Source organism: Sphingobacterium multivorum (assembly GCF_900457465.1).
GTDB classification, from domain to species: Bacteria; Bacteroidota; Bacteroidia; order Sphingobacteriales; family Sphingobacteriaceae; genus Sphingobacterium; species Sphingobacterium multivorum.
The window spans coordinates 75,409-91,674 of the sequence record NZ_UAUU01000005.1; the positions used below are offsets into that span (position 1 = coordinate 75,409).

16 protein-coding genes are annotated in these 16,266 nt (G+C 39.1%); 11 read left to right on the plus strand and 5 right to left on the minus strand.

Annotated elements, in window-relative coordinates:
* Positions 1 to 122 precede the first annotated feature (122 nt).
* Complete coding sequence (locus DTA23_RS06780) at positions 123 to 2,303, minus strand: S41 family peptidase (protein ID WP_112374215.1); 2,181 nt, start codon at positions 2,301 to 2,303, stop codon at positions 123 to 125.
* Between the two features lie 205 nt (positions 2,304 to 2,508).
* On the opposite strand from DTA23_RS06780, the gene DTA23_RS06785 reads away from it, so the two are divergent.
* The 3 genes from DTA23_RS06785 (at position 2,509) to DTA23_RS06795 (ending at position 4,112) form a co-directional block, all read left to right on the plus strand.
* The gene (locus DTA23_RS06785; protein ID WP_112374216.1) at positions 2,509 to 2,712 is read left to right on the plus strand and encodes a hypothetical protein; all 204 of its coding nucleotides are present in this window, start codon (positions 2,509 to 2,511) and stop codon (positions 2,710 to 2,712) included.
* A 142-nt stretch (positions 2,713 to 2,854) separates the two neighbouring features.
* Complete coding sequence (locus DTA23_RS06790) at positions 2,855 to 3,640, plus strand: lipase family alpha/beta hydrolase (protein WP_070567205.1); 786 nt, start codon at positions 2,855 to 2,857, stop codon at positions 3,638 to 3,640.
* 10 nt (positions 3,641 to 3,650) lie between these two features.
* Complete coding sequence (locus tag DTA23_RS06795; RefSeq protein ID WP_070567207.1) at positions 3,651 to 4,112, plus strand: hypothetical protein; 462 nt, start codon at positions 3,651 to 3,653, stop codon at positions 4,110 to 4,112.
* A gap of 89 nt (positions 4,113 to 4,201) precedes the next feature.
* Here the strand turns inward: DTA23_RS06795 and DTA23_RS30210 are convergent, their stop codons facing one another.
* A complete protein-coding gene (locus DTA23_RS30210) occupies positions 4,202 to 4,405 on the minus strand; it encodes a WGR domain-containing protein (RefSeq protein ID WP_083296024.1) in 204 nt (67 codons plus the stop codon).
* A 74-nt stretch (positions 4,406 to 4,479) separates the two neighbouring features.
* On the opposite strand from DTA23_RS30210, the gene DTA23_RS06805 reads away from it, so the two are divergent.
* Together DTA23_RS06805 and DTA23_RS06810 are read left to right on the plus strand one after the other, a co-directional pair.
* Positions 4,480 to 5,358 carry a hypothetical protein gene (locus DTA23_RS06805; protein ID WP_070567209.1) on the plus strand — a complete coding sequence of 293 codons (879 nt, stop codon included), beginning with the start codon at positions 4,480 to 4,482 and terminating at the stop codon, positions 5,356 to 5,358.
* A 393-nt stretch (positions 5,359 to 5,751) separates the two neighbouring features.
* Entirely contained in the window at positions 5,752 to 6,279 is a 528-nt protein-coding gene (locus DTA23_RS06810) for a hypothetical protein (RefSeq protein WP_070567618.1), read from the plus strand.
* Between the two features lie 69 nt (positions 6,280 to 6,348).
* On the opposite strand, the gene DTA23_RS28620 is transcribed toward DTA23_RS06810, so the two are convergent.
* Positions 6,349 to 7,023: a BamA/TamA family outer membrane protein gene (locus tag DTA23_RS28620; RefSeq protein WP_256603071.1), complete on the minus strand. Its 675-nt coding sequence runs from the start codon at positions 7,021 to 7,023 to the stop codon at positions 6,349 to 6,351.
* Positions 6,950 to 8,698 carry a POTRA domain-containing protein gene (locus tag DTA23_RS06815; RefSeq protein WP_256603001.1) on the minus strand — a complete coding sequence of 583 codons (1,749 nt, stop codon included), beginning with the start codon at positions 8,696 to 8,698 and terminating at the stop codon, positions 6,950 to 6,952. Before DTA23_RS06815 ends, DTA23_RS28620 begins: the two co-directional genes overlap by 74 nt.
* Before the next feature lie 8 nt (positions 8,699 to 8,706).
* On the opposite strand from DTA23_RS06815, the gene DTA23_RS06820 reads away from it, so the two are divergent.
* On the plus strand, positions 8,707 to 9,456 hold the full coding sequence (locus DTA23_RS06820; protein WP_070567214.1) for a TrmH family RNA methyltransferase: 750 nt from the start codon (positions 8,707 to 8,709) through the stop codon (positions 9,454 to 9,456).
* A gap of 25 nt (positions 9,457 to 9,481) precedes the next feature.
* Here DTA23_RS06820 and DTA23_RS06825 read toward each other — a convergent pair whose 3' ends face one another.
* The gene (locus tag DTA23_RS06825; protein ID WP_112374217.1) at positions 9,482 to 9,862 is read right to left on the minus strand and encodes a VOC family protein; all 381 of its coding nucleotides are present in this window, start codon (positions 9,860 to 9,862) and stop codon (positions 9,482 to 9,484) included.
* Positions 9,863 to 10,083: 221 nt separating this feature from the next.
* Between DTA23_RS06825 and DTA23_RS06830 the strand changes: the two genes are divergently transcribed.
* The 5 genes from DTA23_RS06830 to DTA23_RS06850 all read left to right on the plus strand — a co-directional run bounded on the left by DTA23_RS06830 (position 10,084) and on the right by DTA23_RS06850 (position 16,203).
* The gene (locus DTA23_RS06830) at positions 10,084 to 11,259 is read left to right on the plus strand and encodes an MFS transporter (RefSeq protein WP_070567216.1); all 1,176 of its coding nucleotides are present in this window, start codon (positions 10,084 to 10,086) and stop codon (positions 11,257 to 11,259) included.
* A 108-nt stretch (positions 11,260 to 11,367) separates the two neighbouring features.
* On the plus strand, positions 11,368 to 12,282 hold the full coding sequence (locus tag DTA23_RS06835) for a hypothetical protein (RefSeq protein WP_112374218.1): 915 nt from the start codon (positions 11,368 to 11,370) through the stop codon (positions 12,280 to 12,282).
* Positions 12,279 to 12,956 carry an ABC transporter ATP-binding protein gene (locus DTA23_RS06840; RefSeq protein WP_112374219.1) on the plus strand — a complete coding sequence of 226 codons (678 nt, stop codon included), beginning with the start codon at positions 12,279 to 12,281 and terminating at the stop codon, positions 12,954 to 12,956. The genes DTA23_RS06835 and DTA23_RS06840 overlap by 4 nt, the downstream gene beginning before the upstream one ends.
* A gap of 26 nt (positions 12,957 to 12,982) precedes the next feature.
* On the plus strand, positions 12,983 to 13,531 hold the full coding sequence (locus DTA23_RS06845; RefSeq protein ID WP_112374220.1) for a GNAT family N-acetyltransferase: 549 nt from the start codon (positions 12,983 to 12,985) through the stop codon (positions 13,529 to 13,531).
* Positions 13,532 to 13,674: 143 nt separating this feature from the next.
* Positions 13,675 to 16,203, plus strand: coding sequence for a DNA gyrase/topoisomerase IV subunit A (locus DTA23_RS06850; protein ID WP_112374221.1), 2,529 nt, complete (start codon positions 13,675 to 13,677; stop codon positions 16,201 to 16,203).
* The last annotated feature ends 63 nt before the right edge of the window (positions 16,204 to 16,266 follow it).

A 16,266-nucleotide genomic window follows, 5' to 3' on the forward strand; every position in this document is an offset into this window, starting at 1 on the left:
TAGCAAAAAAACAAACAATATACTAAATATTTTAGTAAATAAATTAAAAAATAATTTCCTTTAGCATGTCTGACTTTAAATGTATAATACCTCAATAACAACCATCCTATGGAAGGGCTAATCTATTGACTTAGATACTCCAATGCTTTTTCCATTACCTCATCCCTACCTTCGCGAATCCCCTTGATACTCGGTTTGACAATCTCATCAATTTTAATACCTACACGCTGGGTTTCACGTTGATCGGGATAATATATCCCCAGTCCGGAAAGCATTGTCCGCTGATTGCCCGGTAACTCTATGGAACTGACATTGCCATCAGCACCCGCTGTCGGTGATCCGAAAACCTTGACATTGGAAGCTGCCTGATAAGCCATCACATGATATTCCGCAGAACTCTGGGTATCTTCATTGACCAGAATAGCCACTTTCCCCTGATAGCAATCATTGGTATTCTCCCCAACTTGTAATGGGCTGCTCATTACAAAAGTGCCGGGATATTGAAGGCTCGTACTGCTAAAACGAACGAAATCAGTAGGCTTGGTCAACAACAAGGGTGTAAGCTTGAATACTAAAAAATCACCGGGATAATTGCGGTTATCAATCACAATACCTTTTACCTTGCTCCAGTTTGCCATATTTTCTGTGATCATCTTAGCACGCAGTAAACTGTGATTGATATACAAAATATTATTGTCCAGCATCTTAAAAGGCACGGTATCTCTTGAAGCAGGTTTAATTTGGCTAGAGGGTATCGCAGCAATATCTACTTTAATCGGCCGGCCATCACGCACTAACTCACAGGGCACAATCTCGCTATTGCTTGTCACAAGCTTTCGCGCCAGATCACGGTTGGCTACAGCTTCATTCGGTGTACTCATATAAGCCCAAAGCGAATCTCTGATTTCTTCAATCTTTTTATGTTCCTTACTGATGAGCACATCTCCTATGCTAAGTTTATCTCCGGATTTCTCACTATCAAAAACTTTAGTTACCACAGCTTTTCCTTCTATCATTCGGATCTCCACCGGCATACGGTACTTGCCATAATAATTTATCAGTCCTTTGGGCATGCTCCAGAGTCCGGTATGTGCATCTTTTACCTGGGATACCATCTTGAGAAGTGAAAGGCCATAAGAACGATCATCCCGACTCAGGATCATTTCGGGCACAGCGGTCTTTAAAACAGCATCCCATTTCGGATCCGTCAGATGTTTATAGGGGGAAAAATATTCGATCATATTCCAAAAGCGAAAGAGCGCCAATAAACGAAACCCCGCATCTGCAGAAAATACATTTTCATATTTTTTTTCATTCTTGAAAAGAACATTGCCAGCACCTCCAGCAAAACCAAAATAATGATGTTGATCAAAATTACTGTAGCGAATACGTCTTAATTTATTCTTGATATCATTGTTAAAAGAGAGACCATCAATCCAGCTATAATCTACTTCATGAACCACATTTTCAAGCTGTGGCTTGGCATAGTTGGCCGTGGCACCGAGACTGTCTAAGAGCATCGCATAATGAGCCTCAACAGATTTATTATCCTTTGCTCTAATAATAGCGTCAATGGACTTAAACAACTGCTGATCCCAATCATATTTTCCTTGCGCCACAGCGGGATGTCTATATTTCAGGAAACCCCATATTCTCCCTAAATCCACTAAGCGTTGATCAATCTCGGGCGTAGTATTAAAATCAGAAATCCCCGAACTTGCAGGTTCACTGATCCCTTTCGCAAATGGCACAAACATTCCTACTTCTTTGGTAATATCCTTACCATCTACAGTAATGAGCACATCATCAACCCACATCTTACCTTCCCCAGAAAGAAAAAATGCAATGGATATCCCTTCGGTCTGGTTTGGCACCAATTTAGTTTTCAGCTTAATATTTTCCCAGTTTTTTGTCCCATTCATTTGGCGGTTAGCCATATTGTCGAAAAAGACTTTGGGATCGATCCGTAGCATCATCGACGCATAAGACCCTGCGATGATATTCTCACGCTTGATCATCGCAGACACTTCAATGGAATCCCCCTTTAAATTTGATGGTAACCACATCATAATCCCTCCGAAAGCGCTGTTCTTCTTTATACTTTCAATCCGAAGTGCTCCTTTTGCACTATAATACGTATCGTGATCTATACCACTCTTAAAAGCCGTCGTATCCCCAACCTTGAACCAGGGATTTATAATCGGTTGATCAAATGAAAAGTTAAAATTTTGTTGACTAAACACAGGAGTAGCTACCGTTGTTAGAAAAACAACAAGGAAAATAAATAGGCGATTAGATTTCATAATTGAAAATTTTCATTAAATTAACCATTTAATGAATTATTAACAAAACATTTTTAACTTTCCACAACAATCTTTTTCTCGCTTTCCTCCGAGATTTTAAAATTTTAGGTTCGTTATAACAAGCAGACAGAAAAGGAAATACACTACAATTTACTTTTATTCTATCATCAAGTTTGACTAAATTCACAAACAAGAAGAAAAGCAAATGAAAATAGTAGACAATTATTTATCTGGTTTAAAGAAAGCATACTATAGTAATGGTGGTGAAGAAACCTGGGATCATTTTGAACGGATTAAACATGGTGCAAGCAAAATAGATCTAGCGAAACTCCAGGAAGCATTTCCGGCAATCCCTCAGGGACTGGTAGATTTGCTCGAATTTGTCGACGGGACTTATTGGCGGACCTGACAATAGACTAGCCCTTTAATGAAAATGAGTCGAATAGCTTAATTATAGAACCTGTTCATATAATCAATCCAGATCAAAAAATAGCAAGATAAAGCTGATTTACAAAACCTATTGGATGGATGAAGATGTATAAAAAAACTCAATGACTGCCTTTACATTAAGATATCCCATCATATTGATCCACGGCACGGCTGCTGGGGATAACAGTTTATTTTGGGGCAGGATCCCCAAGACTTTCAAAAAAAACAATATCTCATTTTTTTATGGCAAGACCGATGGTTGGGGCAGCGTGGCTAACAATGCACAGATGCTGAAAAGAAATCTGTCAGATCTTGCAGAAAAAACAGGTGCCACTAAATTTAATCTCATCGCGCATTCTAAAGGAGGGATCGACGCCCGCTATTTTATTTCAACGCTAAAGGGACATCAAATGGTAGCCTCCTTAAGCACAATATCCACACCACACTTAGGAACACCAATAGCAGACTATCTAATGGAAAAACATCTATCCAGAGATTGTGTTACAAAAAAACTGATCCAACGTCTTTCTTTCTTATTTGGAGGGCAATCTCCCGCACCAATCGAACTAATTCGAGATCTCAGTGTAAAAGAAATGCGTGTTTTCAACCAGCTCAACCCCAATATGGACAATGTATTTTATCAGAGCTTTGCTTCGACAATGACTAAGCCACAAGATGATTTGTTCTATGCTTTGAGTTTTAAATACCTGAGGCGACTGGTAGGTGAAAATGATGGGATGGTCCCATTAGAAAGTGCAGTTTGGGGAGCAAACTTTAAACATATTCATGCTTCTCAGGGTATCTCACATGCTGGTATTACCGATGTCATCCGTAAAAATATTGGGGATGTGGATATACCGCAAATCTATTTAGACATTATTCGTGGATTAGGAGCTTTAGGATTATAACTATTAACAAATGTATACACTATACACGCTGATTTTTTTGATATGGTTTGGCATCCCAGGCCTATTCATCTATTTCACGTACTGGATCCTAAAAAAGTCTGGCCGTAAAAAGTTGGGAACTATCGTCTCGATTATTTTAATCTTGCATTTTCTTATATTCACGCTATACTTGCTATTTGATGATCTATTATTCTCTAAATCTGATGCAAGAAAACTACTCAGCGAACACCATATCACGCTAAAAGATGATTTTAAAATTATTTCCAATCAAAGTGGCGGCTTAAGAGATTACACACATCAATTTGAACTATCTATCTCCGAAAAAGACAAACAATCTTTTATTGATCAACGAAGCTGGAGTGACAAAATGGATGAAAGAATAGAAGTTCATACCACTGCAGTAGACAGATATGAAGGTGACACACTACGCGCTAATTATCACGACAAAGATTCCTATATTTATTCCATGTAACGTCCGAATGGCAAAGGTATCGTTCCGACATTTATAACTATTCGCGTATCAAAGAGTAAAAACACATTGACATACGAAGAGATCTTAGACTAATTCAATAACTGGCTGGCAGCCGTTGACTGTCGAACAGCGGATCCTCTTTCCTTGCTATCTGCATCTACAGCACCATTCTCAGAATAGCCTTTTTTAGTCTTCTCCGCAATTAGTTTTTCAGCATCCTTTAGACGGGCTTCCTCAGAATCAAAGGTTTTACTTTGCCCAGCCGTTCCGTTTCGTCCGTAGTTGACATCAATTAATTCGCTTACTGTTTAAATATAATGAAAGTAGCGCAAAAAAACGTATATTGACATTAAATCACAGACAGATCATGCGTATATATTTCTTATTCAGTTTTTCACTGCTATTAGTTACATTAACTTCAGAAGCCAAAATTTCAACAGTGGAAGAGTATACCCGAATATGGTCCGATCCCCCTTCTGACAATATGAAAAAGTACATGATTAAAATGGCTATTTCAGAAGGCTTAGATAAAAAATCCATAAAAATAGAAACCGATAGCTGGGGAGAAGTTATTCTTTCAGATATGTGGAGAAATACCATTAAATTTAGACGAGGTAGCCTGGGTGAATATACAACCGTAAATAAGAGTGGTATTAAACTGACTATAAAAGAAGACTTTTCAGGAAATATTGCCGTAAAAGATGAGGATGGAGGTGAAACTACTGTCAGAAAAAACAGTAGCGGCGATTTCGATCTTCCTAATCTAGACAGAAGTCCGTCCACAGTTTTTAAAAATATACACGGCAATTTAGAAATACGTGATGAAAAAGGAAATGTAAAAACTGTATCAAAAAATATTTTTGGAGGTCTCGACATCCGAGATAATCAAGGCAATAGCTCAACGATATCTAAAGATATTTTCGGCAATATGGAGATTCGAGATAACAAAGGTAATTCAAGCCGGATAACAAAAGATATTCTTGATAATCTCACTATCGAAAATAGCAATGGTCAACGTACCACAGTGAGAACTGATATTCTAGGTGGTAAAACAATTGAAGATAACAGGGGAAATCGTGTTTCCGTTCGAAAAGATATATTTGGAAATTATGAAGCTAGCGACAACAATGGAAATAGTGCATCCATGAAAAAAGACATTTTTGGCAAAATAGTTATTGATGATCCAAAAGGTATTTTAAATGACGCAGTGAAATTGCAATTGATCCAAGAACTTTCAAAGAACTAATTTTTTTCGAAAATTCACCTATTTTACAAGTGAATAATCCAAAATTACGATGGATCAAATATTATCGATTTAATTATAAATGAACTAACAAAACATCCTGAAATATCATACCGCAGGTCAAACACAAATGAGCTAAATATCTTTTGCACTCCTACTCAGGATTTTGACAGCACCTTTTTTTGAGGAATGATGAAAGGCTCAAGAACGTATTTACAAAGGTTTCAACATTCGCATAGTTAAAGATTTTCAAAAGAAAATTAAAATCCCTAAAATTGCAGTCTCATTTCAAGGAAATCGGATTTGATGTATTGATGCTATCAATCCTCAAATGATATTAGCGCTATGCAAATAGACCCTAAAAAGGGAAAACGCGAATTGAATAAAAATAAAACGATGAAAAAGATTATATTTTTTCTATTACTGATACCTTTTTGGGCAGCTGCTCAAGAACAAAATATTCAAAACTTTATCGTAAAAGAAAACCTTTCCAAAAATGGAAAACTGGCTGTAGTTGCATTGGATTCATTGGGAAACACCAATGAGACCATTAATGGCAATTACCTATTTACCATCAATGGTTTTTCGCAACCACTACAATTTCATGAGGGTGTTGCTGTCCCTAATCAGAAAATTGAGTCATCAACCTTTGTTTTCTTTAGCCATAAGAATCAACAAACTTCCAAGGGACGTTTATTCTATATCTATAAGAGCGATAGCGGACTCTCTCCTTTTGCCATTAGCGGATTGATGTTTTTGATTATCCCGGCCATTGTGTTAGGAATAGCTTACATGTTTAAAAAAGTGATTATGACGGCCATCGCGCTGGCTATAGTTTTCTTTTTATTCAACCATTCCCAAGGTTTGGATTTGAGTAAAATTTTTGAATCAATATTTTCAAGTCTCAAAAATCTCATCGGTTAACAAAGCGGTTTGTCTGAATGTCCCATCAACTGGTGGGATCAACGTAAATCATAACGAAACAGTTAGACATTAGAACGGCATACCGATTCCAAAATTGTATTGAATAAAATTGTACCTGTCGGGCCTATGGGTTTCATAATATTGGGCCTTAAATTCTTTTGAATCAAAGAAATGCTTGATAACCCATTGATCAGCACCTGAGAATTGCGGATCTTTTAGTTTAAGCCCGGCATCTAAGCGAATGACAAAATAGTCCCGAATCGAAACGAAGTCCGAAGCCGGTACCAATGGCGACCTGCCCAAGAAATTTATTGAATTTAAACTCCCCCCCGGATTTAGTTCTTCATCCTTCTTCAGTCGCCAAACATTTCCCATATCCAAAAATGTTGCTCCATTCATCTTTGCGCCCAGGAAGTTATTGAGTAACCTGAATCGATATTCGGCATTTGCTTCCAGTTTAATCTCCCCCAGTTGATCCAAATTACGCAGGTTTAAACGCAAATCCTCACTAAGACTCTGCCGGTTATAGGCACCTGGCCCCAAGGTACGTGCCTGCCATGCGCGTATGCCATTCATCCCGCCGCTATAAAAGCTCTTTTCAAAAATCAACAGTTTAGAGTTATTACCATAAGGAATCGCTATCCCCGGATTAAAACGGAAGACAAACTGCCTATTTCCACCGAGATTTCGGTATAAACGATAATCGAATTCTGTCTTGGCGTATGAAGAAAGGGCACACCGAATATTTTTTTCTCACCATCGCATTCTTAGGCAATTTTGCCAAGGAGCTAATAAGATCCAATACGTTTCCACTCACGTCCAATGTTCCTCTGAAATATTGAAAGTCCTCCTTGCTATTCAATTTTTTACCATTCAGGATAAAGGTATATTGTGTCCCTAAACCAAAATACTGACGGTCGTTGCTACGTACATACAGCTGATAACCTTCCTGTACAAGCTTGTTCCGAAAATTGGAATCCAAGCGTCCATCCCGATACTCCAACACAATAGGCGTAAAACTATGGTACTTATTTTCTGTTTCATACCATGAGTAATTCAGCGACGTGATGAAATAGCGGTTTGAATAGGTTTTATCTTGATCGAACAACTGCAATGTCATCGAGTAGGTCGTTTTGGGCAAACCAAACTTTCCACCTGGATTAATATGAAAGGGAACCATCAGACGAGGAATGACCAAATTTACGCCCGCTTGAAAATCGTTATTGAATATTTTGCTGGAAAGCCCACCTGCGAGGCGCGGATCAAACAATACACCATAACGTAATTTCACTTCCAATTGCTCCGAACCACCAAAGATATTACGTTGAGAGTATGTATTTCCAATATTAAATCCGCTCATACCCGAACTAAAGGTATACTCGCCCTCTATCTGGTTTCCCATCCGCGGTCTTGGAACGAAATCATAGTGCACATCGAGTTTATTGGAATCTTTTTTGACAAACTGCATCTTGACAGAACGAAAACCATTCATCTCATACAATCGGTCATAGGATTTATTTTCCTCCCGCAAGGAATAGTACTGACCTGAGCGTAGATACATATAGCGTTCCAAAGGTTTCCACCTGAAACTATTTGTTTCATCAACAAATAAAAGACGTTTTGCAGAATCTAGGATACGACGAGGCTCCTTCTTCGACATTGTTCCATAATTCCTTATCGTCATATAAACACTATCTATTTGATACTTTTTATGTATCGTTGAGTCAGACGGATTTTCGACATTAATTTTCAAGTCGATCAAAGGTCCATCGATCGTTGAATCTACCCCAGCACGCATATATTGCCTTACATAATCGTAATACCCATTGTTACGCATCGAAATATAAAGTTTCTCCCGCTCATCGAGCAACTTTGCGGCATCGTACTGGGTATTGGATTTTACAGCAGTTTTGGGGAGTACCTCCCGTTCAAATATTGCCTTAATATCTTCATCCTCAAATTTTCGATCTATATTTCTAACTTGATATGGGACACCTTCATCCACTTTAAAATCGATATGTGCTCGCTTTTTGGAAACTGAAATTGTTGGTTCGACCTTAGCTTTGAAATAACCTTTTGAAAATAGAAAGCGTCGGATTTGATTGGCGGATAAATCGACCATTGCCGAATCCAACAAATGAGGTGGTTCGCCAACATTCCGAATTTTCTTGGTTTTATAACGCCCGTTTTTAGTATTGAACGTATTGTAAATAAATAGATTTACCCTTGAATTAGGTCTTATTTGATTGGAAATATACGTTTCGGATGATTCTTTCAATGCAGGGGTGACACCAGAAATCTGTACTTTTGTAACCAGAGCTTGGTCATCGTCAAGATATTTTGAAGAACGGCATGATGCAAAAAATAACACTAAAAGCGTTATACTTGCAAATCCGATAAAACGAGGATACTTAATCATCAATAAAAATGTTGTCAAAAGCGCAAATCAGTCTAATAACGTCTCTACAAAATAAAAAGTATAGAAAACAACACGGCCTGTTTATCGTTGAGGGTATAAAATCCGTGATGGAATTTATTTCATCAAGCTATGAGGTTGAGTCTATTTTCTACACGGGCGACGCAAACACAAAAGTGGGTAAAATCTCGCATAATATAAAATCCTATGAACTAACGGATACTGAATTCCAAAAGATTAGTACACTGAAATCGCCACAAGGTATCCTCGCTTTGGTCAAACTTCCTTTACAGCAGAAAATTGTACCAAGTAATTTAAAAAACAAGTTTAGCCTTGTACTCGATGATGTGCAGGATCCAGGCAATCTGGGTACAATTATCCGCACGGCGGAGTGGTTTGGAATCGAACATATTATCTGTTCCATTGGAACTGTAGACGCCTACAACCCTAAAGTAGTGCAAGCAACCATGGGCTCACTGGCTAGACTGCAAATCCACTATACTGATTTAACGGATTTTATTCCGGCTACTGGATTAAAAGTGTATGGCGCCCTACTTAATGGTCAATCCATTTATCAGACTGTGTGGGCTAATGAGGGGCTAATTGTTATGGGGAACGAGGGAAATGGCATCAGTGATGAAATAATAGCGTTGATCGATCAAGCTATCACTATTCCGCGCATAGGCCAAGCCGAATCACTCAACGTAGCCGTTGCAACGACCATCTTCTGCAGCGAAATAGTCCGGCAACAGTTGATCTAGTAAGCTATATGATCTGAATTGCCGCTTATAACTTTTGATGTAGCCCGATCCTATTTCCTTCAGAATCTTCAATCTCCGCAACAGCAAATCCCAGATCGGCATGAAAAGTGGCGGGATATAGCTCTTTTCCACCCAAGCTCATGGCCCTTTCCAACGTAGTAGATATGTTTTCTACATGTAAATAAAGGAGTACTCCCTCGCGTGTAGGTTTATAAATTTCGCCTTTCGCCAGGGCGCCAGTAATCCCAGATAAGGTTTCTTGAAATGGAAAGTAAGCCATGTGGTTATCGTCAAAATCTTCCTGTTCAAAGGTAAAATTGAATAACTGGCTATAAAACGCGATTGCGCGATTCAAATCCGATACCGGAATTTCAAAATAAACACCAGGATTTCTAAGTTCTTGCATGTTCTAAATAAAGGGTCTTCCCAAAAATAATCTTTTTTTAGGCACTAACGTCCTCGCCTTCGTATTTTCTATCTTATATAAAGAATTCTATTATTTTTCCACCAAAAGAAACCGCTTAATCGTTCCAAAAACTGTACATTTGCTCCATTCCCTAGAAGGATGGATAATCGCCACAATCCATTATTCTTTTTTGAATACTCACACACGATAAAAATAGCGCCATGCCAGCTGAACAGAAATCCATCTATACGCTTCAATTTATTTTACTTTGCTTAAGCTCACTCCTATTTTCTTCTAGCTTCAATATGATCATCCCCGAACTACCCAATTATCTGAGCAGTTTGGGCGGAGCAGAATACAAAGGGTTGATCATAGCGCTGTTTACATTGACTGCCGGAATTTCGCGGCCTTTTAGTGGTAAATTGACCGATCGCTGGGGACGTGTACCAGTCATGGCCATTGGATCCATTGTCTGTTTCATCTGTGGTTTTCTTTATCCCATTTTAACATCAGTCGCGGGCTTTCTATTCTTACGATTGATACATGGTTTTTCCACTGGTTTTAAACCTACCTCAACTTCTGCTTATGTCGCCGATCTGGTTCCACAAAAAAGATGGGGTGAGGCGCTTGGGATGCATGGATTGGCCTTTAGCGTCGGTACAGCTGTCGGCCCAGCAATTGGCAGCGCTATTTTCGAGGCCTTTGGTATCAATGTGATGTTTTATTGCTCTTCTTTCATGGCACTTCTCTCCATCCTTATCGTCATTAACATGAAGGAAACACTGGCGAAAAAAGAGAAATTCAATCTCTCCATGCTCAAAATAAACCGAAAAGATATCATTGAATGGCGTGCACTACCTGCGGGAATCGTCACGTTTTTATCTTACACCGCTTATGGAGTCATTTTAACCCTAATTCCCGACTGGAGTGAATACCTTGGACTCAAAAATAAAGGGCTATTTTTCCTAGCCTTCACCATTGCGTCAGTATTGATACGTTTTGTTTCCGGCAAAGTTTCGGACCGTTATGGAAGACCTAAGGTTATTGTTGTCGGAATAGTTATTATCGCGATTGCACTCGTTGCTATTGGCATTGGAAATAGTTTCATTGGCATGATGATCGGCGCAAGCATCTATGGTGTAGGCACGGGTATACTCTCCCCTGCTGTGAATGCCTGGACGATTGACCTTAGTTTACCCGAACATCGCGGCAAGGCGGTTGCAACCATGTATATCTCCCTTGAAGCCGGAATAGGACTTGGCGCACTGCTTGCTGGATTGTACTATAGTGATGTTATCCTACGAATTCCAGTCATTATGTATGCCAATGCAGTAGTTTTGCTACTTGCTCTGACCTATATGCTGAGCTGGCAGAAAAGACACAGGGCCGTAAAATAAAGAAATTCAAGCGTCAAAACGACCAACAATCGATCGTTGCAAGGCCGAAATAAAAATAAGGGAACAGTCCCTTGTTTTTAACTTCGATTTTTTACTTTTGATCGTATCATGGTTAGCAATTATTTAAAGCTTCAATATACTTTACTGTCTCGGCATATTCGCGCTACAGGACTGCCGGTTTGGCTCGCCTTTCTCCTGTTGTTTGGATTATGTTATTTTGCTTATTATGCATTGGTTCAATATCCGCTTTTTGGTTGTTATGCCCTACTGCTTGGCAATTTCCAAGCACTGTTTCTGCTCACAGAAAAAAACAGAAATGACTTTCTCAAAAATACATACAGTAAATACGATTTCCACAAAATCAGAATATTGGAAAATGGCTTGTTAACGCTGCCGTCCTTCATCATTCTTTTCCTCCACAACCAATGGGGCTATGCAGTGTTATTAGCTATTTTGGCTATTATCTTTGCATTTTTGACATTTAAGGCTTTCGGAAAATCTATTCCGACACCTTTCGCAAAAAAACCTTTTGAATTTATCATCGGATTCCGACGGAGCTACCTGCTCTTGCTTGTATTGTATCTCTTGGCCGGAATCGGCTTTTATGTGGCCAATTCCAATCTTGTTTTATTTTGTGTGGTTTGCATTGCGCTCGCCTGTGTTTTCTATTATCAATTACCGGAACCTATTTTTTACCTTTGGAATAACCATTATACACCAACAGTCTATCTGATGCGAAAGTTTAAAAGAGGAATTTTACAATGTCTACTCTTGGTACTGCCCCTTCTTTTTCTGTATGTTATAATCTTTCCATCGGATTTATTTAATGTCTGTATTGTATTGGGCGGAATATTACTTTTGCTTCCTTTTGCAATCACCTTAAAATACGTCGCTTATCCACGGGAGATCAATTTCCCCGAAGGTTTTGCATTGGCACTTTGTTTTAGCTTTTACCCCTTGATCCTCGCGCTCTTGCCCTTCTATTATATCAAAGCAATCAACAATCTAAAAAACCACTTATGATCGAGCTTACGAATATCAGCAAGTCCTTTGGACGGCATCAAGTGCTCCACGAGATTACTTACACTTTTGAAAGCGGAAAAGTATATGGTATCGTCGGTGAAAATGGCGCCGGAAAGACAACGCTGTTTCGATGTATTGCTGGACTGGAAACCGCCTCGGGAAGTATAAAATCTGATTTGGCGCCGCTCAAAAACAATTTAGGTTACCTGACCTCCGATCCATATTTCCTCTCTAAGCTCACAGGTGAAGAGTATATTTATCTGCTGACAGATGCGCGTGGTAAACAGATCAAAAACCTCAGTGAAAGAAATATTTTCGAGTTGCCCTTAAAAGAGTATGCGAGCGACTATTCCACGGGTATGAAAAAAAAACTAGCCCTGACAGCTACTTTACTTCAGGACAATAATTATTATATCCTTGACGAACCTTTTAATGGCATTGATCTACAAAGCAGCATTATTCTTACGGAGATTATATTACGCTTAAAAGCGATGGGTAAAACGATCCTAATTTCGTCGCATATCTTTTCCACACTAAAAGATACCTGCGATGAAATCTTGGTACTCGAAAATGGCAGAATCAGTAAATCTGTTAACAAAGAACTGTTCGGAGACTTTGAGGAGGAAATGAAAGAAAAAATACTACAAAAAGATATCGACAAATTGTGGCTTTAGCATGCCTAACACTTGAGATAAACAATATGGAAAAACACTTACCTATACTGGAAACTGAACGTTTAATTATCCGTCCAATAGAGATGGATGATGCCGCTTATTTTTTCGCGATGGATTCACAGCCGGAGGTTCATACCTTTCTGAATAAGGAGCCTGTTCAATCCATTGAAGAAATGAAAAAAGCCATCGCGCCTATTCAACAACAATATGAAAAATACGGTATAGGCCGTCTAGGGGTCGTTGAGAAATCAAGCAATCAATGGATAGGCTGGACGGGATTTAAATATATTGACGAATTGGAGAACGGACGTATCGGTTTTTTAGACCTTGGTTACCGTTTCAGAACGGAATCTTGGGGAAAAGGCTATGCGACAGAAGCTTCACAAGCCTGCATGCAATATTATAGAGAACAGCTGATCCATTTTGAAGTACATGCCATCACACATACGGGAAATCTGGGTTCAAGACATGTCTTGGAAAAAGTAGGATTTCAGGTGACTGAAGAATTTCATTTCGATCTATGGGATATTCCCTGTTATTGGTATGATTTGGCCACTGACAACGAAACAAGCTAATTATATTAGTTTTAAAAACTAATTTTTTTAACTTTTCATAGTTTCGCTGGGATAAAACAAAATGGTTTTGTATTTTTACACGTTCGAATAAAATACTATTTCGAACATTTCTGTATTGTACAATTTAATCTATTGCTGAGTAAATGAGTGACGAAACGAACTTCCCAACGGAAGATAATCAAGAAGAACTGGGATCAGGAAAAACAGAGAGCGGAAGTCAGACGATACCTTTATCAGGACTATACGAAAACTGGTTTTTGGACTATGCATCCTATGTTATCTTGGACAGAGCCGTACCACATATCAATGACGGTTTGAAACCCGTACAACGTCGTATCCTCCATTCCTTAAAGGAAATGGATGATGGAAGATATAATAAAGCTGCCAACGTCATTGGTAACACGATGAAATATCACCCACATGGTGATGCTTCTATCGGTGATGCCATGGTACAATTGGGACAAAAAGATCTCTTGATTGACTGTCAAGGTAACTGGGGTTTCCCAATTACGGGTGACTCTGCTGCTGCTCCACGGTACATCGAGGGAAGATTATCCAAATTTGCAAATGACGTTGTCTTCAATCCCGAAACGACTGAGTGGCAATTAAGTTACGATGGACGGAATCGCGAACCTGTCACCCTTCCTGTAAAATTCCCGTTATTATTGGCTCAAGGTGCCGAAGGGATTGCTGTTGGTTTAGCGACCAAGATTATGCCCCACAATTTCATTGAGCTAATTGACGGATCAATTCAGGTATTACACGGTGAACGTCCGAATATCTTCCCAGACTTCCCTACGGGTGGTATGGCCGACGTTTCAAATTATAATGAGGGGCAACGTGGTGGTAAAATCCGTGTACGTGCAAAAATTGAAGAACGCGACAAAAAGACGCTCGCAATTACAGAAATTCCATTTGGAACGACAACCGGCGGTCTGATTGAAAGCGTGGTTACCGCAAACGATAAGGGAAAAATTAAGATCAAAAAAATCGAGGACAATACAGCGGGAAATGTAGAGATCATTGTACATTTGGCTCCTGGAATTTCTCCCGATGTAACGATCGATGCATTATATGCCTTTACCGCCTGTGAAGTCTCTATCTCTCCTAACACCTGTGTTATCAAGGATGAGAAACCTCACTTTATGAGTGTCAACGACATTCTGACTGAAAACACAATAAACACCAAAAATTTATTGAAACGAGAATTGGAGATTCGTTTAAACGATCTTCAAGAAAAAATCTTCTTCAGTAGTTTATTAAAAATATTTATTCAAGAGGGGATGTACAAGCATCCGGATTATGAAAATGCAGGTGACTTTGAGGTTGTTGTGCAAGTTCTGAATCGCTTATTTGAGCCTTTCTTCGATCAATTTTACCGCGAGATTCGTCCAGAAGATTACAAAAAATTGATCGATAAACCAATGAGTAGCATTACACGTTTCGACGTTAAAAAAGCGGACGAAATGATGAAAACACTCGAAAATGAGATCAAAGAAGTCAAGCGTCATCTACGTCAATTGACGGAATATGCCATTGCATGGTTTGAGAAATTGCGTGATAAATATAGTAAAGACCGCGAGCGTAAAACTGAACTGCGGGTATTCGACAAAGTAGAAGCGACCCAAGTTGCGCTAGCAAATACCAAACTATATGTCAATCGCGAAGAAGGATTTATTGGTTCGGGAATGAAGAAAGATGAGTTTGTATGCGACTGTTCGGATATCGACGATATTATTGTATTCCGCGAAGATGGCAAATATGTTGTCAGTAAAATTCAGGATAAAGTATTTGTTGGAAAAGGAATTATCCACGTTGCTGTTTTCAAAAAAGGTGATGAACGGACAATCTATAACGCCATCTATAAAGAAGGTGAAACTGGAACCAGTTTTATCAAACGTTTCTCGGTAGTAGGAGTTACGCGAGATAAGGAATATGATGTGTCCAAGGGATCCAAGGGCTCAAAAATCCTGTATTTCACAGCCAATCCCAATGGTGAAGCGGAAGTCGTTAATATACAGCTTAAGCCGCACACAAAATTGCGTAAGTTGAATTTTGACATGGACTTTGCCGAGATTGCAATCAAGGGCCGTGCTTCACAAGGAAACATTGTATCAAAATATCCTGTCAAAAAAATCAGCTTTAAAAGCTCTGGAGTCTCCACACTAGCAGGACGAAAAATATGGTACGATACCATCATGAAACGTCTAAACGCAGATGAGCGTGGACAATACCTTGGCGAGTTTGACGGCGACGACAAGATATTAGTAGTCCTTTCGGATGGTAGCTACGAATTAGCAAACTTTGATCTAAGCAACCACTTCGACGAGAAAATGATCCGGATCGAAAAATATTATCCAGACCATATCTATACAGTCGTGCATAAGGACGGCAAGAGCGGAACGTACTTTGTCAAACGTTTTAAATTTGACGATCAGCCTATTGGAAAACGTATTTCCTTTATCAATGAAGATGCAGGATCCAAACTGATCCTGATGAGTAATGCAGCTGAACCGATGGTCAAATTGGAGATTTTAAAAGGCAAATCCCAAACCGAAGAAACCCTTGATCAACCTTTGACTGAAATTATTGACGTAAAAGGAATAAAAGCGCAAGGAAACCGCCTATCTTTCCATACCGTAAAATCGGTTACACTATTTGACAGCGGATGAAGATTTAAGTCAAAAAAAGTAAAGAAAAGGCAGCCGAATCAAGTACTGATACCACAGAACCAA

Coding starts and splice junctions, on each gene's coding strand:
- DTA23_RS06785 (WP_112374216.1), top strand. CDS start 2,509: ATGAAAATAGTAGACAATTATTTATCTGGTTTAAAGAAAGCATACTAT.
- DTA23_RS06840 (WP_112374219.1), top strand. CDS start 12,279: ATGATCGAGCTTACGAATATCAGCAAGTCCTTTGGACGGCATCAAGTG.
- DTA23_RS06790 (WP_070567205.1), top strand. CDS start 2,855: ATGACTGCCTTTACATTAAGATATCCCATCATATTGATCCACGGCACG.
- DTA23_RS06830 (WP_070567216.1), top strand. CDS start 10,084: ATGCCAGCTGAACAGAAATCCATCTATACGCTTCAATTTATTTTACTT.
- DTA23_RS06835 (WP_112374218.1), top strand. CDS start 11,368: ATGGTTAGCAATTATTTAAAGCTTCAATATACTTTACTGTCTCGGCAT.
- DTA23_RS06805 (WP_070567209.1), top strand. CDS start 4,480: ATGCGTATATATTTCTTATTCAGTTTTTCACTGCTATTAGTTACATTA.
- DTA23_RS06825 (WP_112374217.1), bottom strand. CDS start 9,862: ATGCAAGAACTTAGAAATCCTGGTGTTTATTTTGAAATTCCGGTATCG.
- DTA23_RS06810 (WP_070567618.1), top strand. CDS start 5,752: ATGAAAAAGATTATATTTTTTCTATTACTGATACCTTTTTGGGCAGCT.
- DTA23_RS06815 (WP_256603001.1), bottom strand. CDS start 8,698: ATGATTAAGTATCCTCGTTTTATCGGATTTGCAAGTATAACGCTTTTA.
- DTA23_RS06845 (WP_112374220.1), top strand. CDS start 12,983: ATGGAAAAACACTTACCTATACTGGAAACTGAACGTTTAATTATCCGT.
- DTA23_RS06780 (WP_112374215.1), bottom strand. CDS start 2,303: ATGAAATCTAATCGCCTATTTATTTTCCTTGTTGTTTTTCTAACAACG.
- DTA23_RS06795 (WP_070567207.1), top strand. CDS start 3,651: ATGTATACACTATACACGCTGATTTTTTTGATATGGTTTGGCATCCCA.
- DTA23_RS06820 (WP_070567214.1), top strand. CDS start 8,707: ATGTTGTCAAAAGCGCAAATCAGTCTAATAACGTCTCTACAAAATAAA.
- DTA23_RS06850 (WP_112374221.1), top strand. CDS start 13,675: ATGAGTGACGAAACGAACTTCCCAACGGAAGATAATCAAGAAGAACTG.